Here is a 15,702-nt window from a genome sequence, read left to right on the forward strand (position 1 = left end):
ACAGCAAGGAAGAGGAGAGTCAGCATGACGACGACGGTGAGTGATTTCGTGGTCGGGCGCATCCAGGAGTGGGGCGTCCGCCGGGTGTTCGGGTATCCGGGCGACGGCCTCGGCGAATTCGACGGCGCCCTGGGGAGAGCCGAGCGGGCGGGCGGCGGACTGGAGTACATCCGCCCGACGCACGAGGAGATCGCCGCCCTGATGGCGACCGCCCACGCCAAGTTCACCGGAGAGGTGGGCGTCTGTGCCGCAACCTCGAGCCCCGGCGGCTTCCACATGATGAACGGGCTGTACGACGCGAAGATGGACAACCAGCCGGTGGTCGCGATCGTCGGCCAGCAGGGCCTCGACTCGTTCGGCACCTTCAACCAGCAGGAGAGCAACCTGGAGCGGGCCTACCAGGACGTCGCCGCCTACGTGCAGACGATCGTGTCCCCTGCGCAGGCGCAGGCGGTCGTCGATACGGCGTTCCGCACAGCGATCACCCGCCTCCAGCCGTGCGTGATCATCGTGCCGCACGACATCCAGGGCCAGAAGATGGAGGAGCCGGCGGCGAAGATGTGGGTGTCGCGGTCGAGCGCCGTGGCCCCCTCCACCGCGATCGCGCCGCCGCTGGAGCAGCTGCAGGCAGCCGCGGACCTCATCAACGCCGGCGAGCGCGTCACGTTCCTGGTCGGCGCGGGCGCTACCGGCGCCACGGAGGAGGTCCTGGAGGCGGCCCGGCTCACCGGCGCCTGTATCATCACGACCCTCCGCGCCAAGGACGTCATCTCGTCGGACGTGCCGTTCCACACGCAGCAGGTCGGACTGCTCGGCTCACGACCGAGTTACCGGCAGATCAAGGAGTGCGACACCCTCGTGATGCTCGGCACGAACTACCCGTACGGGCAGTTCCTGCCCGGCCCCGGACAAGCACGTGCCGTGCAGATCGACCTGCGGCCGGAGCAACTCGGGATGCGCTACCCCACCGAGGTCAGCATCTGGGCCGACGTGAAGACGGCGATGGCCGGCCTCCTCCCCCTGCTGAAGCAGACCGATGACCTCTCCTGGCAGAAGAAGGTCACCTCCGACATGCGCGAGTGGGAGGACGAGATGACGGCGCAGGCCGAGCAGACCTACTCCGACGGCGTCAACCCGCGCCGGGTCTACTACGAGCTCAACAAGCGGCTGCCCGCCCGGGCGATCGTCACCGCCGACGCCGGAACCACGGCCGACTGGTACGGCCAGCACATCCGGCTGCGCGACGGGATGCGCGGCGACCTGTCCGGGCGGCTCGCGACCATGCTCGCCGCCATGCCCTACGCGGAGGCCGCCAAGTTCGCCTACCCCGAGCGGACGGTCGTGTGCACCATCGGCGATGGCGCCTTCCAGATGCTCGGCATGAACGAGTTGATCACCCTGAAGAAGTACCTGTCCCGCTGGGAGGACCCGTCGTTCATCGTGCTCGTGATCCACAACGACGACCTCACGCAAGTGTCGTGGGAGATGCGCACGGAGGACGGCAACCCGGTCTGGGAGACGGCGCAGGACGTCGAATCCGTCGACTACGCCGGCTGGGCGAAGCTGCTGGGCTTCAACGGCATCACGGTCGAGAAGGACGACGACATCGGGGCGGCGTGGGACGCTGCGTTCGCGCACCGCGGCGTCACTCTGATCGACGCGCACACCAGCAAGAACGTGCCGCCGCTTCCTCCCCACATCACGGCGGAGTACGCCAAGAACACCGCCGCCGCGCTGCTCAAGGGCGACCCGGAGGCCATCGGCGTCATCAAGGACTCCGCGACCTCTCTCGTCACCGAAGGCGTCGAGCGGGTGAAGGGGGCGCTGCACCGGGACCACGGCGACGATGAGAGCTGATCCGGACGTGCGCCTCCGCTCGATCCGGGCGGAGGCGTACGCGGTGCCCACCGCGACCGGCGGCCGCGAGCGCCCGGAGAGCGACGGGACCATCACCTGGGACAGCACCGGCGTGCTCGTGGTGCGGCTCGAAGCCGGCGGCGTCACAGGGATGGGGTTCGTCCACACGTCGCCCGCCGCCCTCGGGATCGTCCGCGACCTGCTGTGCCCCGTTATCGCTGGGATGGACGCGCGCGACACCGAGCGGATCTTCTGGGCCATGGCCCGCGCCGTGCGCAACGCCGGGTGGCGCGGGCTGTGCGCGGCAGCGATCTCGGTGGTCGACATCGCCGTGCACGACCTCGCCGCCCGCCTGGCGGACGTGTCGCTCACCCAGTACCTCGGCGGCGCGCACGACACCGTCGCCGCCTACGGGAGCGGAGGCTTCACCGACTACTCGGACGCCGAGCTGACCGAGCAGCTCGGCGCCTGGGCGGAGCACGGGCTGCGTGCTGTGAAGATGAAGGTGGGGTCCTATCCGGATGACGACGTCCGTCGCGTGGCCGTCGCGCGGGAGGCGATCGGCCCGGCGACCGAGCTCTTCGTGGATGCGAACGGCGCCTACGCGCGCAAGCAGGCGCTGGAGCTGGCCGGCCGGTTCGCGGAGTTCGGGGTCACCTGGTTCGAGGAGCCGGTCTCCAGCGACGACCGTGACGGCCTCCGGCTGCTGCGCGACCGCCTCCCGGCGCCGCTGCGTGTCGCGGCGGGCGAGTACGGGTACGTCCCCGCAGACTTCCGGGACTTGCTGGTCGACGGCTGCGTCGACGTGCTGCAGGCCGACGCGACCCGGTGCGGCATCACCGGGTTCCGGGCGGCCGCTGCACTGGCCCGGGCCTTCGAGGTGCCGCTCAGCGCTCACACCGCCCCTGCACTGCACGCCTCCGTCGGCGCCGCGCTGGACGGCGTGATCAACGTCGAGTACTTCCACGACCACGCGCGCATCGCCGGAGCGTTCTTCGACGGGGTGCCCGCGCTGCGCGACGGGGAGCTGGTGCCCGACCGGTCAGCCCCGGGGCACGGGCTGACGCTGAAGGAGGAGGACGTCCTCCGGTACCGGGTGGAGGCGTTCTCGGCGGATTTCGACGACGAGCACGCAAGCATTGCGGATTCGCAACGGATCCAGGGTAGAAAGGATCCGTGACCTCCGCAGAACCGATCGATTCCGCCCTGCGCGCCGCCGACGTCCTGCTGCGCGTTGCGGCACAGTCGGTCGTCGAGGTCGAGAGCGTCGTCACGTCGCCGCAGCTCCGGGTGCTGGTCTTCATCGCGACCCGGGGCCCGCAGAACCCGGGCGACGTCGCCGCCGAGCTGGGCGTCCACGCGTCGAACGCGACCCGCATCAGCGAGAAGCTCGTGCGCGCAGGACTCATCCAGCGTCGCGAGGAGCCGACCGACCGGCGCTACGTGCAGCTCACGCTCACCCGGGAGGGCGAGCGGCTGGTGGAGCGCGTGATCGAGCACCGCCGGAACGCGGTCGCCCAGGTGCTCGCCGCGATGCCCGACGACGAGCGCGAAGCCGCAGCCCGCGGCTTCGCCGCCTTCGCGGCAGCGGCGGGCGTGACCCCGTCCGAGGACGGCCGCTTCACCCTCCTGCGGCCGCCGCACCCCGCCCCTTAACGACCTTCGCCCACCGTCGACTACACGATTTCTGCACGCTACAGACGGCGTGTCTGTGCAGTATTCGTGGAGTCGACGGTGGGCGGAGGGGTGCGGAGCGGGTTACTGCGCGAGGGTGAGGAGCACGTCGTCGCCGGGGGCGGCCGGCACGAAGTCGGCCTCGATCTCGGCGCGGCTGAGCAGCTCGTTCATGCGGCGCTGGCGCTGACGCGGGATGAGCGTCACGACCGTGCCCTGCTTGCCTGCGCGGCCGGTGCGGCCGGAGCGGTGCAGGTAGGTCTTGTACTCGTCCGGGGCGTCGGCCTGGATGACCAGGTCGATGTCGTCGACGTGGATACCGCGGGCGGCGACATCGGTGGCGACGAGCACGTTGACGCGTCCGCTGGTCAGCTGCGCCAGGTTGCGCGTACGGCGCGACTGATTGAGGTCGCCGTGCAGGCTGACGGCCGGGATGCCGGCGTCGTCGAGCTGGTCGGCGAGCATCTCGGCGAACGCGCGGGTCCGGGCGAAGACCAGGGTCTTGCCCTCGCGGTCCGCGAGCTGCTCGATGATGGCGGCCTTGTCGCGGTGCTCGATGACGAGCACGCGGTGGTCGATCGTGGAGGACGCCTGGTCCTCGCCTGCGACCTCGTGCACGGCCGGGTCGACGAGGAACTCGTCCACCAGCTGCGCGACGCCCGAGTCGAGCGTGGCCGAGAAGAGCAGCTTCTGGCCGCCCTCGGCGGTGTGGCGCAGGATGCGCTGAACCGGCTCCAGGAAGCCGAGGTCGCACATGTGGTCGGCCTCGTCCAGGACGGTGATCTGCACCTCGCTGAGGTCCAGGCGGCCCTGCTCGATGAGGTCCTCGATGCGGCCGGGGGTGCCGATCACGATGTCGACGCCGCGCTGCAGCGCACCGACCTGACGAGCCTGCGGGACGCCGCCGTAGATCTGCGTGGTGAAGAGGCCGACGCTGCGGGCGATCGGCTGCACGGTGCGGTCGATCTGCAGCGCGAGCTCGCGAGTCGGGGCCAGGATCAGCGCGCGGGGCGAACGGCCGAGCTGGCGCTTGCCGCCGGACTTTCCGGACTCGGCCCAAAGCTGCATGAGGCGCTCGGCGAGCGGGGCGCCGAAGGCGATGGTCTTGCCGGAGCCGGTGCGGCCGCGTCCGAGAACATCCTTGCCGGCGAGCACGTCGGGCAGTGTCGCCGCCTGGATCGGGAACGGCTTGTCGGCGCCCAGCTCGGCCAGCGCACGGACGATGTTGCCGCCGAGACCGAGGTCGCCGAAGGTCACGCCGTCGACGTCTTCGGCCTGGATGGCCTCCGCCTCGAGGCGCTCGAGCACGACGTCGTCGGTCGGCACGAAGGCGGCCTTCTCGTCACGCGAAGGGTAGAAGGAGGAGTCGCGACGCGGGCGCTCTGCGCGCTCGTCGAACGAGCGGCGCGGGCGGTCGTCGTACTCACGACGGGGACGCTCGGCACGGTCGCCGAAGTCGCGACGCGGACGCTCGGTGCGGTCGCCGAAGTCGCGACGGGGACGGTCGCTGCGGTCGCCGAAGTCGCGGCGCGGGCGATCGTCGTACTCGCGACGCGGGCGCTCGGTGCGGTCGCCGAAGTCGCGGCGCGGGCGGTCGTCGTACTCGCGACGCGGGCGCTCGGTGCGGTCGCCGAAGTCGCGACGCGGACGGTCGCTGCGGTCGTCGAACTGACGACGCGGACGCTCGTCCGCATCACGGCGCGGACGCTCGGCACGGTCGCCGAAGTCGCGGCGGGGACGGTCGTCGTACTCGCGACGCGGGCGGTCGTTGCTGCGATCGTCGAACTGACGACGCGGACGCTCGTCGGCGTCACGGCGCGGGCGCTCGGCACGGTCGTCGAACGTGCGGCGCGGGCGCTCCTGGCGCTGCGAGCGGTCCTCCCACTCGCGCTCGGTGCGGCGCGCGTCCTTGCCGCGCGGCTCCCAGTTGGGGCGCTCGCCACGGCTGCGGCCTGCGCCGGCGTTGCCGTCGCGGGTGCCGTAGGTGGACTGGCCACGGGCGGCGCGATCCTCCGCGCTCCAGCGGGCCTTCTTGGCTCCGGCCGCGGGCTCCTCTGCGCGGTAGCCGCGGTGCTTGGGGCTGCGGCTCCCGTTCTTGGGTGCGCCGCCGCGGGAGGGCTGCGATCGTCGGTCGTTGTTGTATCCGGGCATGGATGTGCTTCCTGGGTTATGTCGAGTGCGCGGCGGCACGCCGAAGCGCACCGGATGAATCCCGGGCGAACTGTGTCCGGGGCCGTTCACGATTGTGTGATTCGCACCGCCGATCGGGTGCGAAACCGGCCCACTTGACTGACAAACCCATCCGCGCAGATCGCGCAGTGTCAAGAGCCGACCTAACAACCTTAGCGGATGGATGCTGAGAACGGGCTGCTTATCGCCCTCGGCCCGAGAACGGCAGCGGGGTATACAGGGAGGTATGAGCTCCTCCACCTCGGCCGATGGGCTGGACGCGATCGTCATCGGCTCGGGCCCGAACGGCCTGTCCGCCGCCGTGACGCTCGCCCGGGCCGGCCTGTCCGTCCGGGTCTACGAGCGGAACGCGACCATCGGCGGCGGCCTGCGCACCGAGGAACTGACCCTCCCCGGCTTCCACCACGACATCTGCTCCGCCGTCCACCCGCTCGCCCTCGCTTCCGGCTTCTTCCGCCGCTTCGGGCTCGACCGGCGCGTCCCGTTCATCGTGCCGTCCGCCTCGTACGGCAACCCGCTGGAGGGCGGCCGCGTCGCGATGGCGTACCGCGACCTCGACCGCACGGCCGATGGGCTGGGCGTCGACGGTCCTGCCTGGCGTGCGCTGCTGGGCCCGCTCGTCGAGCACGCGGATGAGGTGGCGCAGTTCACCGGGTCAGCCCTTCTGCAGATCCCCCGGCATCCCCTCGTCGCTGCCCGGTTCGGGCTCACCGCGCTGGCGCAGGGCGGCCCGTGGTGGGACGTGCCGTTCCGCACCGATGCCCCCGGCGCTCTCCTGTCGGGCGTCTTCGCCCACACCACCCTCCCTCTTCCCACGGTCGCCGGCGCTGCTGCCGGGCTGACGCTGGCGACGTACGCGCACGCCCGCGGGTGGCCCATCCCCGTCGGCGGGAGCCAGGCCATCGCGGACGCCATGGTCGCCGACCTGGAGGCCCACGGCGGCGAGATCGTCACCGGAACGCCGGTGGAGTCGCTGGCGGAGCTGCCGGACGCCCGCGTCATCGTCTTCGACACCCATGTCGCAGCAGCAGCTCGCCTGGGCGAAGACCGGCTCTCCTCGGGTTACCTGCGCCGGATCGAGCACTTCCGCGATGGCAACGGCGTCTTCAAGGCCGACTTCGCGCTGTCCGGGCCCGTTCCGTGGCTCAATCCGGAACTGAACGAGACGGCGACGGTGCACCTCGGAGGCACGCGCCGGGACGTCGCCCGCGCCGAGAACGCCGTCGCCGCCGGACATCAGAGCGACCCTCCGTACGTGCTGCTCTCGCAGCCCTCCCTGTTCGACCCGAGCAGGGCGCCGGCGGGCAAACACGTGCTCTGGACGTACACGCACGTGCCGCGGGGCTCGACGGAGGACCGCACGGAGGCCATCATCCGGCGCATCGAGCACTTCGCACCGGGCTTCCGCGACCTCATCATCGGAACCTCCACGATGAACGCCGTGCAGGTGCAGCAGCACAACCCGAACTACGTCGGCGGCGACATCTCCGCCGGCGCGCCCGACTTCACCCAGCTGGTGGCGCGCCCCGTGCTCTCGTCGGACCCCTGGCGGATGCCCGGACGCGGCCTCTACCTGGCCTCCGCGTCGGCGGCGCCCGGACCCGGCGTGCACGGGCTCGGCGGCTACTACGCCGCCCGCAGCGCGCTCCGCCACGAGTTCGGGTTCACCCGGATGCCGGACCTCGCGCCCGGGCCCGACCAGACATATTCCACGCCGGCGTCGCCGGTCGTGCCCGACGCCCTCCTGCCCCCGACCCTCCCGGAGACCTGATCATGTCCGTCAACGTCCGCCGCATGTCCTGCACTGCCGAGCAGGTGTTCGCTGTCCTCGCCGACGCGTGGGTGTACCCCACCTGGGTCGTCGGGGCCTCCCGCCTCCGGGCAGCCGACGCCCGCTACCCCGCTGTGGGCTCCCGCCTGCACCACTCCATCGGGGTCTGGCCGCTCGTCCTGAACGACGAGACCCGGATCGACGAGTGGGACCCTCCCCGCCGGATGGTTCTGGAGGCGAAGACCCGGCCGTTCGGGTCGGAGCGCGTCATCATCGAGGCGAAGCCGCGCGGCGGCGGCTGCGTGGTCCGTATGGAGGAGTTCCCCTACACCGGCGCGGTCACCCGGCTCCCGGATGTGCTGACGGACGCGCTCCTTCACGTCCGCAACGCGGAGGCGCTGCGGCGGCTGGAGTGGGTGGCACGGGGGCGCGCCGAAAGCTGACGGCGCCCCCGCACCGCCCGACGGGTCAGCCGGCGGAGACCGCCTTCTGCTCGGTGCCTCGCTGCTCGGTCTCGCGCGAGGACTCCACCATGATCTTCCGCGGCTTGGCCCGCTCGGCGACCGGGATCATGACACTCAGCACCCCGTTGTCGTACGACGCCGTGATGCCGTCCGGGTCGACGTCGTCGCCGATCGTGAACTGGCGCATGTACGCGCCGTAGGGCCGCTCCTGGGCCAGCCACCGGGCGCCATCGCGATCGGCGGCGCTACGAACCGCGCGGATGGTCAGCAGGTGGCCGTCGACGTCCACGTCGACCGACGCGGGGTCGGCGCCGGGGAGGTCCGCGTTCAGGATGTAGCGGTCGCCCTCACGGAACAGGTCCACCGGCATGATGCGCGGCTGATGGCTGGTGTCGAAGATGCTCTGCGCGATCCGGTCCAACTGGGAGAAAGGATCGAACGACATGGCCATTGGATGTACCCCTTTCTTCAATTGAGCTGGTGAGAGGAGGTTTCACCTCTCGATTCAGCAACGATTTTAGCACTCTGGTCCGGAGAGTGCCAAGGGTCTGAAGCGCCTGTCAACCCGGTTCCGGAAGCCGCGCGCCGGGCCTACCGTTGGCGGCGTTCATCGACCGGAAGGGACACATCGACCGGAAGGGACACACCGTGGCCGCCAGCCAGACCAAGACGAGCACCAAGACGAGCCCGAAGAAGAGCACCCCGAAGACTCCGGCCGTCCGGCGGACGAGCGCCGTCGGCGTCGCCCCCACGCGCCGCGAGCACGCCGAGCATGGCTTCGTGGCCTCCGCCGAGCTGGCGCAGAACCTCCAGCGGGTCCACGTCGACCTCATCGAGCTGCACCTGCAGGGCAAGCAGGCGCACTGGAACGTCGTCGGACAGAACTTCCGCGACCTGCACCTGCAGCTGGACGAGATCGTGGAGGCCGCCCGCCTGTTCAGCGACGACGTCGCGGAGCGCCTCCGGGCCCTGCACGCGACGCCGGACGGGCGCAGCTCGACAGTTGCGGAGCAGACCAGCCTCCCCGAGTTCCCCAACGGCGAGGTGGACACGACCGAGACGGTCGACCTCATCACCGAGCGGCTGGAGGCCGTGGTCCGGACCATGCGCGACGTTCACGACGACGTCGACGAGGAGGACCCCACCTCCGCCGACCTGCTGCACGCGATCATCCAGAAGCTCGAGCAGTTCGCCTGGATGGTCAGCGCCGAGAACCGGACGCCGGCCCGCGCCTGACGCCGCCGGCCGCTGCCCCGCATCAGCTGCCGCGGATGCGCCGGGACAGTTCGGCCGCCGCGTCGCGCACCCGTGCTGCGAGCGCATCCCACCCCTCGGCGGGGATGTTCTCGCGCGGGAAGGTGACCGCGATGCCGGCGGCCGGCCAGCCGGCGTGGTCGCGGACCGACACCGCGACGGAGGCGAAGCCCGGTGTGACCTCGCCGTCCTCGGTCGCGTAGCCGCGCTCGCGCGCCTCGGTCACGACCGTCCGCAGTTCGGCGTACGACCGCGGTCCTGCTCCTGTGCGGTCCTCGAACGCGTCCGAGTCCGGGTACAGGGCGCGCAGCTGCTCGCGCGGGAGGGTGGCGAGCAGCGCCCGCCCGCTGGCCGTGAGGTGGGCGGGCAGCCGGACGCCGACATCCGTCACGAGGCGCGGGCGGCGTGGGGCGCGCTCCTCGACGATGTAGACGACGTCGCGTCCGTGCAGCACCGCGACGTGACCCGACTCGCCGATCGCGTCGACCAGGGCTGCGACGATCGGGCGTCCCAGCCTGCTCAGCGGCTGCTGCCGTGAGAACCCGCTCGACAGCTCGTACGCGGCAACGCCGAGGCCGTACCGCCGCGCCTCCGGGAAGTGCAGCACGAAGCCGTGCTCGGTCAGCACGGCGAGGAGGTGGTAGACCGTCGACCGCGGCAGGTGCAGCGCCGAGGCGATCGCGGCGGCCGGCACCGGGCCGCGCTGCGCACCGAGGAAGGCGAGGACGCGGAGGGTGTTCTCCGCCGCGGGGACCTTGCTCATCGCATCCCTTTCCTCCCCGTGTCCGGCCCGGGTGACCGCCGGCCGCTGCGTATGGGATCCCGGACACCGAGCAGCCTACAGCCGGCGCGCACGCCACCAGGCGGCGCGAGGATCGGAGCATGCTCCAGACCCAGACCTCGGTGACCGTCGGCACCGGACCGCTCACCATCGACGACGTCGTCGCCGTCGCCCGCCATGACGCGCACGTCGAGCTCGACCGCGAGGCGCTCGACGGCGTCGCCGCCTCCCGCGCCATCGTCGAGGCGCTCGCGGACGACACCGAGCCGCACTACGGCATCTCGACCGGCTTCGGCGCGCTCGCCACCACCTACATCCCCGCGGATCGGCGCGCCCAGCTGCAGGCGAGCCTGGTGCGATCGCATGCGGCAGGATCCGGGCCCGAGGTCGAACGGGAGGTGGTGCGCGCGTTGATGCTGCTGCGCCTCTCCACCCTGATGACCGGCCGCACCGGGGCGCGGCCTCAGACGGTCGAGACGTACGCCGCTCTGCTGAACGCGGGGATCACGCCCGTCGTGCACGAGTACGGCTCGCTCGGCTGCTCCGGCGACCTCGCACCGCTCGCCCACTGCGCCCTCGCGGCGATGGGCGAGGGCAGCGTCCGCGTCGACGGGGAGCTGCTCCCCGCCTCCGAGGCGCTGGGCGCCGCCGGAATCGAGCCGGTCGTGCTCGCCGAGAAGGAGGGACTCGCGCTCATCAACGGCACCGATGGGATGCTCGGGATGCTGGCGCTCGCCATCCACGACCTCCACGGGCTGCTCACCGACGCCGACATCGCTGCCGCGCTCAGCGTCGAGGCACTGCTCGGTACGGATGCGGTCTTCGCCGACGACCTGCAGCGGCTGCGGCCGCAGGCGGGCCAGGCCGTGTCGGCCGCGAATATGCGGACGATGCTCGCCGGTTCGCCGATCGTCGCCAGCCACAAGGGTCCGGAGTGCACGCGCGTGCAGGACGCCTACTCGCTCCGGTGCGCGCCGCAAGTTCACGGCGCCGCCCGGGACACCCTCGCGCACGCCGAGCTGGTCGCCGGGCGCGAGCTGGCATCGGCCGTCGACAACCCCGTCCTGACCCTCGACGGGCGGGTGGAGTCGAACGGCAACTTCCACGGAGCGCCGGTCGCCTACGTGCTCGACTTCCTCGCCATCGCCGTCGCCGACGTCGCCAGCATGTCCGAGCGCCGCACCGACCGCTTCCTCGATCCCGCACGCAACCAGGGGCTGCCGCCGTTCCTCGCGCACGAGGTCGGCGTCGACTCGGGGCTGATGATCGCGCAGTACACGGCCGCCGGGATCGTCTCCGAGCTGAAGCGTCTCGCCGCGCCAGCATCGGTGGACAGCATCCCCTCGTCGGCCATGCAGGAGGACCACGTCTCGATGGGATGGGCGGCCGCCCGCAAGCTGCGCCGCGCGATCGACGGCCTGACCCGCGTGATCGCGATCGAGGTGATGACCGCGGCCCGCGGCGCCGACCTGCGCGCGCCCCTCCTCCCCGGCCCCGCCACCGGAGCGGTCATCGCCGCCCTGCGTGGGACCGTCCCAGGCCCCGGCCCCGACCGCCACCTCTCCCCCGAGATCGAGGCGGCCACCGCCCTCGTGGCCTCCGGCGCCCTCCGCGCCGCCACCCCCCTCCCCCTCCCCCTCCCCTGACCCCTCCGCCCGCCGTCGAGTACACGAATCTTGCACGAATCACGGCCGATTCTGTGCAGAAAGTGCGGACTCGACGGTGGCACAGAAAGGAAACGAGAACCATGGACGGAGCACGACCGGTTCGCGCGGCGCGCGGCACGGAGCTCACCGCGAAGAGCTGGCAGACCGAGGCGCCGCTGCGGATGCTGATGAACAACCTCGACCCCGACGTCGCCGAGCGCCCGGACGACCTCGTCGTCTACGGCGGCACCGGCCGCGCCGCGCGGAGCTGGGCGGCGTACGACGCGATCGTGGCGACCCTCCGCGACCTGGAGGCCGACGAGACCCTGCTGGTGCAGTCCGGCAAACCGGTCGGCGTGTTCCGCACCCACGAGTGGGCGCCCCGCGTCCTCATCGCCAACTCCAACCTGGTGGGCGACTGGGCGACGTGGCCCGAGTTCCGCCGCCTGGAGGCACTCGGCCTGACCATGTACGGCCAGATGACCGCCGGGTCCTGGATCTACATCGGCTCGCAGGGCATCCTCCAGGGCACGTATGAGACCTTCGGCGCCGTCGCCCGCAAGAGGTTCGGCGGCAGCCTCGCCGGGACCCTCACCCTCACCGGAGGCTGCGGCGGGATGGGCGGCGCGCAGCCGCTCGCCGTCACCATGAACGGCGGCGCCGTGCTCATCGTGGACGTCGACCGCACCCGGCTCCAGCGGCGGATCGACCGCGGGTACCTCGACGTGCTCGCCGACGACCTGGACGACGCGGTGGCGCAGGCGCTGGCCGCGAAGGACCAACGCCGGGCGCTGTCCGTGGGCGTCGTCGGCAACGCCGCGGAGGTGTTCCCCGAGCTGCTGCGGCGCGGCGTGGCGATCGACATCGTCACGGACCAGACGAGCGCCCACGACCCCCTGTCGTACCTGCCGCTCGGCTACAGCGTCGACGACTGGCGCGAGCGGTCCGCCGCCGACCCGGAGCGCTTCACCGACGACGCGCGCCGGTCGATGGCGGCGCAGGTGGAGGCCATGGTCGGCTTCCAGGATGCGGGCGCCGAGGTGTTCGACTACGGCAACTCGATCCGCAGGGAGGCACAACTGGGAGGCTACGAGCGGGCATTCGAGTTTCCCGGATTCGTGCCCGCCTACATCCGGCCGCTCTTCGCCGAGGGCAAGGGGCCGTTCCGCTGGGCGGCGCTCTCCGGCGACCCCGCCGACATCGCCGCGACCGACCGCGCGGTGCTGGAGCTCTTCCCGGAGGACGAGCACCTGCGCCGCTGGATCACGCAGGCGGGAGAGAAGGTCCACTTCGAGGGGCTCCCCGCCCGCATCTGCTGGCTCGGCTACAAGGAGCGGCACCTGGCCGGCCTCCGGTTCAACGAGATGGTGGCCTCGGGCGAGCTGTCGGCACCGGTCGTGATCGGCCGCGACCACCTCGACTCCGGCTCCGTCGCTTCGCCGTACCGGGAGACCGAATCCATGGCGGACGGCTCGGACGCCATCGCGGACTGGCCGCTCCTCAACGCGCTGCTGAACACCGCCTCCGGCGCCACCTGGGTGTCGCTGCACCACGGCGGCGGCGTCGGGATCGGGCGCAGCATCCACGCCGGCCAGGTCGTCGTCGCGGACGGCACAGCGCTGGCGGCCGAGAAGATCGAGCGCGTGCTGATCAACGACCCGGGGACCGGTGTGATGCGTCACGTGGATGCCGGCTACGCCCGGGCCATCGAGGTCGCCGAGCAGCGCGGGCTGCGCATCCCGATGCGCGAGCAGGGCGCCCAGGTCTGGGCGGGCGCGGAAGGCGCACAGGGCCGATGACCGCCACGCTGGTCACCGGGATCGGCGAGCTGGTCACCTTCGACCCGGCCCACCGTGGTCCTCTGGGCCTGGTACAGGATGCGGCACTGCTGGCCGTCGACGGCCGCGTCGCGTGGACGGGCCCCGGGACCTCAGCGCCCCGGGAGGACGCGGACGAGGTCGTCGACGTCGGCGGCGCGGCGGTCATCCCGGGGTTCGTGGACTCGCACACGCACCTCGTCTTCGCCGGCGACCGGGCCACCGAGTTCGAAGCCCGGATGGCCGGCCGACCGTATACCGCGGGCGGCATACGGTCCACTGTGGCTGCGACGCGCGCCGCCACGGACGACGAGCTGCGTCGACGGCTCGCCCGTTTCGTCGCCGAGCTGTACGTGCAGGGGACGACGACGTTCGAAGTGAAAAGCGGCTACGGGCTGACGGTCGCGGACGAACAGCGGCTGCTCACGCTCGCGGGCGAGGTCACCGACGAGACGACGTTCCTCGGCGCGCATGTGGTTCCGCCGGAGTTCGCGGACGACCAGGAGGCCTACGTCGACCTGGTCACCGGTCCGATGCTCGACGCGTGCGCGCCGCACGCACGGTGGATCGACGTGTTCTGCGAGACCGGCGCGTTCACCGTCGAGCAGAGCCGGCGCATCCTGAGTGCGGGAGCGGCGCGCGGGCTCGGCGTGCGCGTGCACGCCGCGCAGCTCGGACCTGGCGAAGGGGTGGCCTTGGCCGTCGAGCTGGATGCGGCGAGCGTCGACCACTGCACCTACCTGAGCGACGACGACGTGGAGCGGCTGGCCGCCTCCCGTACGGCCGCCACCCTCCTCCCCGGTGTGGAGTTCTCGACCCGGCACCCGTATCCGTCCGGTCGTCGGCTGCGGGATGCGGGCGCGACGGTCGCGATCGCGAGCGATTGCAACCCGGGCTCGTCCTTCACGTCGTCGATGCCGTTCTGCATCGCTCTGGCGGTTCGGGAGATGGGGCTGACACCGGCGGAGGCGCTGGAGGCCGCGACGCTCGGCGGCGCCGCCGCGCTGCGCCGCGATGACGTCGGGCACCTCCGCCCGGGTGCGCGCGCCCACCTGGCCGTGCTCGCCGCGCCGACGTACGTGCACCTCGCGTACCGCCCCGGCGTCCCCCTCGTCGCCCGCACCCTCCGCGCCGCCCGCTGACCACCTCCCCGCGTTCCCCCTCCGTCGAGTACGCGAATTGTGCACGCGACACGCCGGGGCGGCGTGCAAGATTCGTGGACTCGACGGCGGGCGGAGGGGGACGGAGCAGGGGCGGAGGGGGGCGGAGGGGCGTCAGCGGGCGGCGAGGCCGGCGGCGGCCTCGAGGACGAGGAGGGCCGCGAGGCGGACGGTGCGGCCGTCGGGAGTGTCGGCGGTCGCGTCGACCTCCGCGATGTCGATCGAACGGACGAGCCGGGATGCCCCGGCCAGTCGGGCGAAGCGCCGCAGCTCCCACGCGGCCAGACCGCCGGGGATCGACGCCGGGCAGCCGGGTGCGACGGAGCGGTCGCAGACGTCCACGTCCAGGTCGACGTGCACCGGCCCTCCCGCCGCGCCCGCGATCTCCAGAGCTTCCGCCATGATGTCGTCCAGCTGGCGTCCGTGCAGCGCGTCCCGCGGGATGACGGTTATCCCGTAATCCGCAGCTCGCCGCGCGTACGCCGCCGAGTTGGCGAAGTCCGCGATGCCGATCTGCACGATCCGGCGGCCGTCGAGGCCCGCTTCGAGCAGTTCGCGCACCGGGGACCCGTTCGACGTCCCGTCGCGCAGGTCGTGGTGGGCGTCCAGCGTGATGAGGCCCGCGGTCGGGAGGTCGTCCCCGGCGGAGCCAAGAGCAGCCGGGACGGTGAGCGAGTTGTCGCCTCCGACGGCCACGGTCAAGCGGGACCGGCCGGCCGCATCGGCCACGGCGGCACGGGCGCGCTCCCGCCCCTCCGCGCCGTCAGGCTCGGGAACGTCACCGGAATCGGCGAAGCGCAGTGCCTCCACGTCGAGTCCGGGGACGAACGCGGAGTAGCGCCGCAGCGCCTCCCGCACGGCGGCGGGGGTGGCGTGAGCTCCTGTCGGCGAGAGCGACGTCGCATGGGTCGGGATGCCGAGCAGCGTCAGATCCGAGCCGTCCTCACCCAGAGCCGGCCACCCACCGGCACGCGGCCACAGCGGATCCACGGACAGCGCCTGCTCGCTCATAGTGCGACCCTAGCCAGCCGACGCGCGCCCGGGACGGACGGCCGTCGCTCGGCCGTCCGGGATACCAGACGACCGAG

The 15,702-nt window shown here is 72.0% G+C and carries 13 protein-coding genes; 9 read left to right on the forward strand and 4 right to left on the reverse strand.

Features of this window, described 5'->3' with window-relative positions; all coding sequences use genetic code 11:
- Positions 1-24 precede the first annotated feature (24 nt).
- From SB754_RS13980 to SB754_RS13990, 3 genes are read left to right on the forward strand one after another with little or no spacing between them, the layout of a single operon-like run.
- Complete coding sequence (locus SB754_RS13980) at positions 25-1,857, forward strand: thiamine pyrophosphate-requiring protein (protein WP_410782912.1); 1,833 nt, start codon at positions 25-27, stop codon at positions 1,855-1,857.
- Positions 1,847-3,037: an enolase C-terminal domain-like protein gene (locus SB754_RS13985; RefSeq protein ID WP_410782913.1), complete on the forward strand. Its 1,191-nt coding sequence runs from the start codon at positions 1,847-1,849 to the stop codon at positions 3,035-3,037. Before SB754_RS13980 ends, SB754_RS13985 begins: the two co-directional genes overlap by 11 nt.
- The gene (locus SB754_RS13990; protein ID WP_410782914.1) at positions 3,034-3,513 is read left to right on the forward strand and encodes a MarR family winged helix-turn-helix transcriptional regulator; all 480 of its coding nucleotides are present in this window, start codon (positions 3,034-3,036) and stop codon (positions 3,511-3,513) included. Before SB754_RS13985 ends, SB754_RS13990 begins: the two co-directional genes overlap by 4 nt.
- A gap of 102 nt (positions 3,514-3,615) precedes the next feature.
- Here SB754_RS13990 and SB754_RS13995 read toward each other — a convergent pair whose 3' ends face one another.
- Entirely contained in the window at positions 3,616-5,682 is a 2,067-nt protein-coding gene (locus SB754_RS13995; protein WP_410782915.1) for a DEAD/DEAH box helicase, read from the reverse strand.
- Between the two features lie 265 nt (positions 5,683-5,947).
- Between SB754_RS13995 and SB754_RS14000 the strand changes: the two genes are divergently transcribed.
- A complete protein-coding gene (locus tag SB754_RS14000) occupies positions 5,948-7,492 on the forward strand; it encodes a phytoene desaturase family protein (RefSeq protein WP_410782916.1) in 1,545 nt (514 codons plus the stop codon).
- A gap of 2 nt (positions 7,493-7,494) precedes the next feature.
- Positions 7,495-7,935, forward strand: a complete 441-nt coding sequence (locus SB754_RS14005) for an SRPBCC family protein (RefSeq protein ID WP_410782917.1) — start codon at positions 7,495-7,497, stop codon at positions 7,933-7,935.
- Positions 7,936-7,960: 25 nt separating this feature from the next.
- On the opposite strand, the gene SB754_RS14010 is transcribed toward SB754_RS14005, so the two are convergent.
- On the reverse strand, positions 7,961-8,407 hold the full coding sequence (locus tag SB754_RS14010) for an Hsp20/alpha crystallin family protein (RefSeq protein ID WP_410782918.1): 447 nt from the start codon (positions 8,405-8,407) through the stop codon (positions 7,961-7,963).
- Between the two features lie 197 nt (positions 8,408-8,604).
- Here SB754_RS14010 and SB754_RS14015 point away from each other — a divergent pair, with 197 nt between their 5' ends.
- Positions 8,605-9,192, forward strand: coding sequence for a Dps family protein (locus SB754_RS14015; protein WP_410782919.1), 588 nt, complete (start codon positions 8,605-8,607; stop codon positions 9,190-9,192).
- A gap of 22 nt (positions 9,193-9,214) precedes the next feature.
- On the opposite strand, the gene SB754_RS14020 is transcribed toward SB754_RS14015, so the two are convergent.
- Positions 9,215-9,973: an IclR family transcriptional regulator gene (locus SB754_RS14020; protein WP_410782920.1), complete on the reverse strand. Its 759-nt coding sequence runs from the start codon at positions 9,971-9,973 to the stop codon at positions 9,215-9,217.
- 119 nt (positions 9,974-10,092) lie between these two features.
- Here SB754_RS14020 and hutH point away from each other — a divergent pair, with 119 nt between their 5' ends.
- From hutH to hutI, 3 genes are all read left to right on the forward strand, one after another.
- Positions 10,093-11,637 (forward strand): histidine ammonia-lyase, encoded by a 1,545-nt coding sequence (hutH, locus tag SB754_RS14025; protein ID WP_410782921.1) that lies wholly within the window; start codon positions 10,093-10,095, stop codon positions 11,635-11,637.
- A 101-nt stretch (positions 11,638-11,738) separates the two neighbouring features.
- The gene (gene hutU / locus SB754_RS14030) at positions 11,739-13,436 is read left to right on the forward strand and encodes a urocanate hydratase (protein ID WP_410782922.1); all 1,698 of its coding nucleotides are present in this window, start codon (positions 11,739-11,741) and stop codon (positions 13,434-13,436) included.
- Entirely contained in the window at positions 13,433-14,596 is a 1,164-nt protein-coding gene (gene hutI, locus SB754_RS14035; RefSeq protein ID WP_410782923.1) for an imidazolonepropionase, read from the forward strand. The genes hutU and hutI overlap by 4 nt, the downstream gene beginning before the upstream one ends.
- Before the next feature lie 132 nt (positions 14,597-14,728).
- Here hutI and SB754_RS14040 read toward each other — a convergent pair whose 3' ends face one another.
- On the reverse strand, positions 14,729-15,625 hold the full coding sequence (locus SB754_RS14040; RefSeq protein ID WP_410782924.1) for an arginase family protein: 897 nt from the start codon (positions 15,623-15,625) through the stop codon (positions 14,729-14,731).
- Positions 15,626-15,702 lie beyond the last annotated feature (77 nt).

The organism is Leifsonia sp. SIMBA_070, assembly GCF_046534635.1.
Lineage (GTDB): Bacteria > Actinomycetota > Actinomycetes > Actinomycetales > Microbacteriaceae > Leifsonia.

Bases quoted from the DNA above. Each gene is read 5' to 3' on its own strand.
- SB754_RS13985 (WP_410782913.1), top strand. From the start codon at position 1,847: ATGAGAGCTGATCCGGACGTGCGCCTCCGCTCGATCCGGGCGGAGGCG.
- SB754_RS14000 (WP_410782916.1), top strand. From the start codon at position 5,948: ATGAGCTCCTCCACCTCGGCCGATGGGCTGGACGCGATCGTCATCGGC.
- SB754_RS14040 (WP_410782924.1), bottom strand. From the start codon at position 15,625: ATGAGCGAGCAGGCGCTGTCCGTGGATCCGCTGTGGCCGCGTGCCGGT.
- SB754_RS14020 (WP_410782920.1), bottom strand. From the start codon at position 9,973: ATGAGCAAGGTCCCCGCGGCGGAGAACACCCTCCGCGTCCTCGCCTTC.
- SB754_RS13995 (WP_410782915.1), bottom strand. From the start codon at position 5,682: ATGCCCGGATACAACAACGACCGACGATCGCAGCCCTCCCGCGGCGGC.
- hutH (WP_410782921.1), top strand. From the start codon at position 10,093: ATGCTCCAGACCCAGACCTCGGTGACCGTCGGCACCGGACCGCTCACC.
- SB754_RS14005 (WP_410782917.1), top strand. From the start codon at position 7,495: ATGTCCGTCAACGTCCGCCGCATGTCCTGCACTGCCGAGCAGGTGTTC.
- SB754_RS14010 (WP_410782918.1), bottom strand. From the start codon at position 8,407: ATGGCCATGTCGTTCGATCCTTTCTCCCAGTTGGACCGGATCGCGCAG.
- SB754_RS13980 (WP_410782912.1), top strand. From the start codon at position 25: ATGACGACGACGGTGAGTGATTTCGTGGTCGGGCGCATCCAGGAGTGG.
- hutU (WP_410782922.1), top strand. From the start codon at position 11,739: ATGGACGGAGCACGACCGGTTCGCGCGGCGCGCGGCACGGAGCTCACC.
- hutI (WP_410782923.1), top strand. From the start codon at position 13,433: ATGACCGCCACGCTGGTCACCGGGATCGGCGAGCTGGTCACCTTCGAC.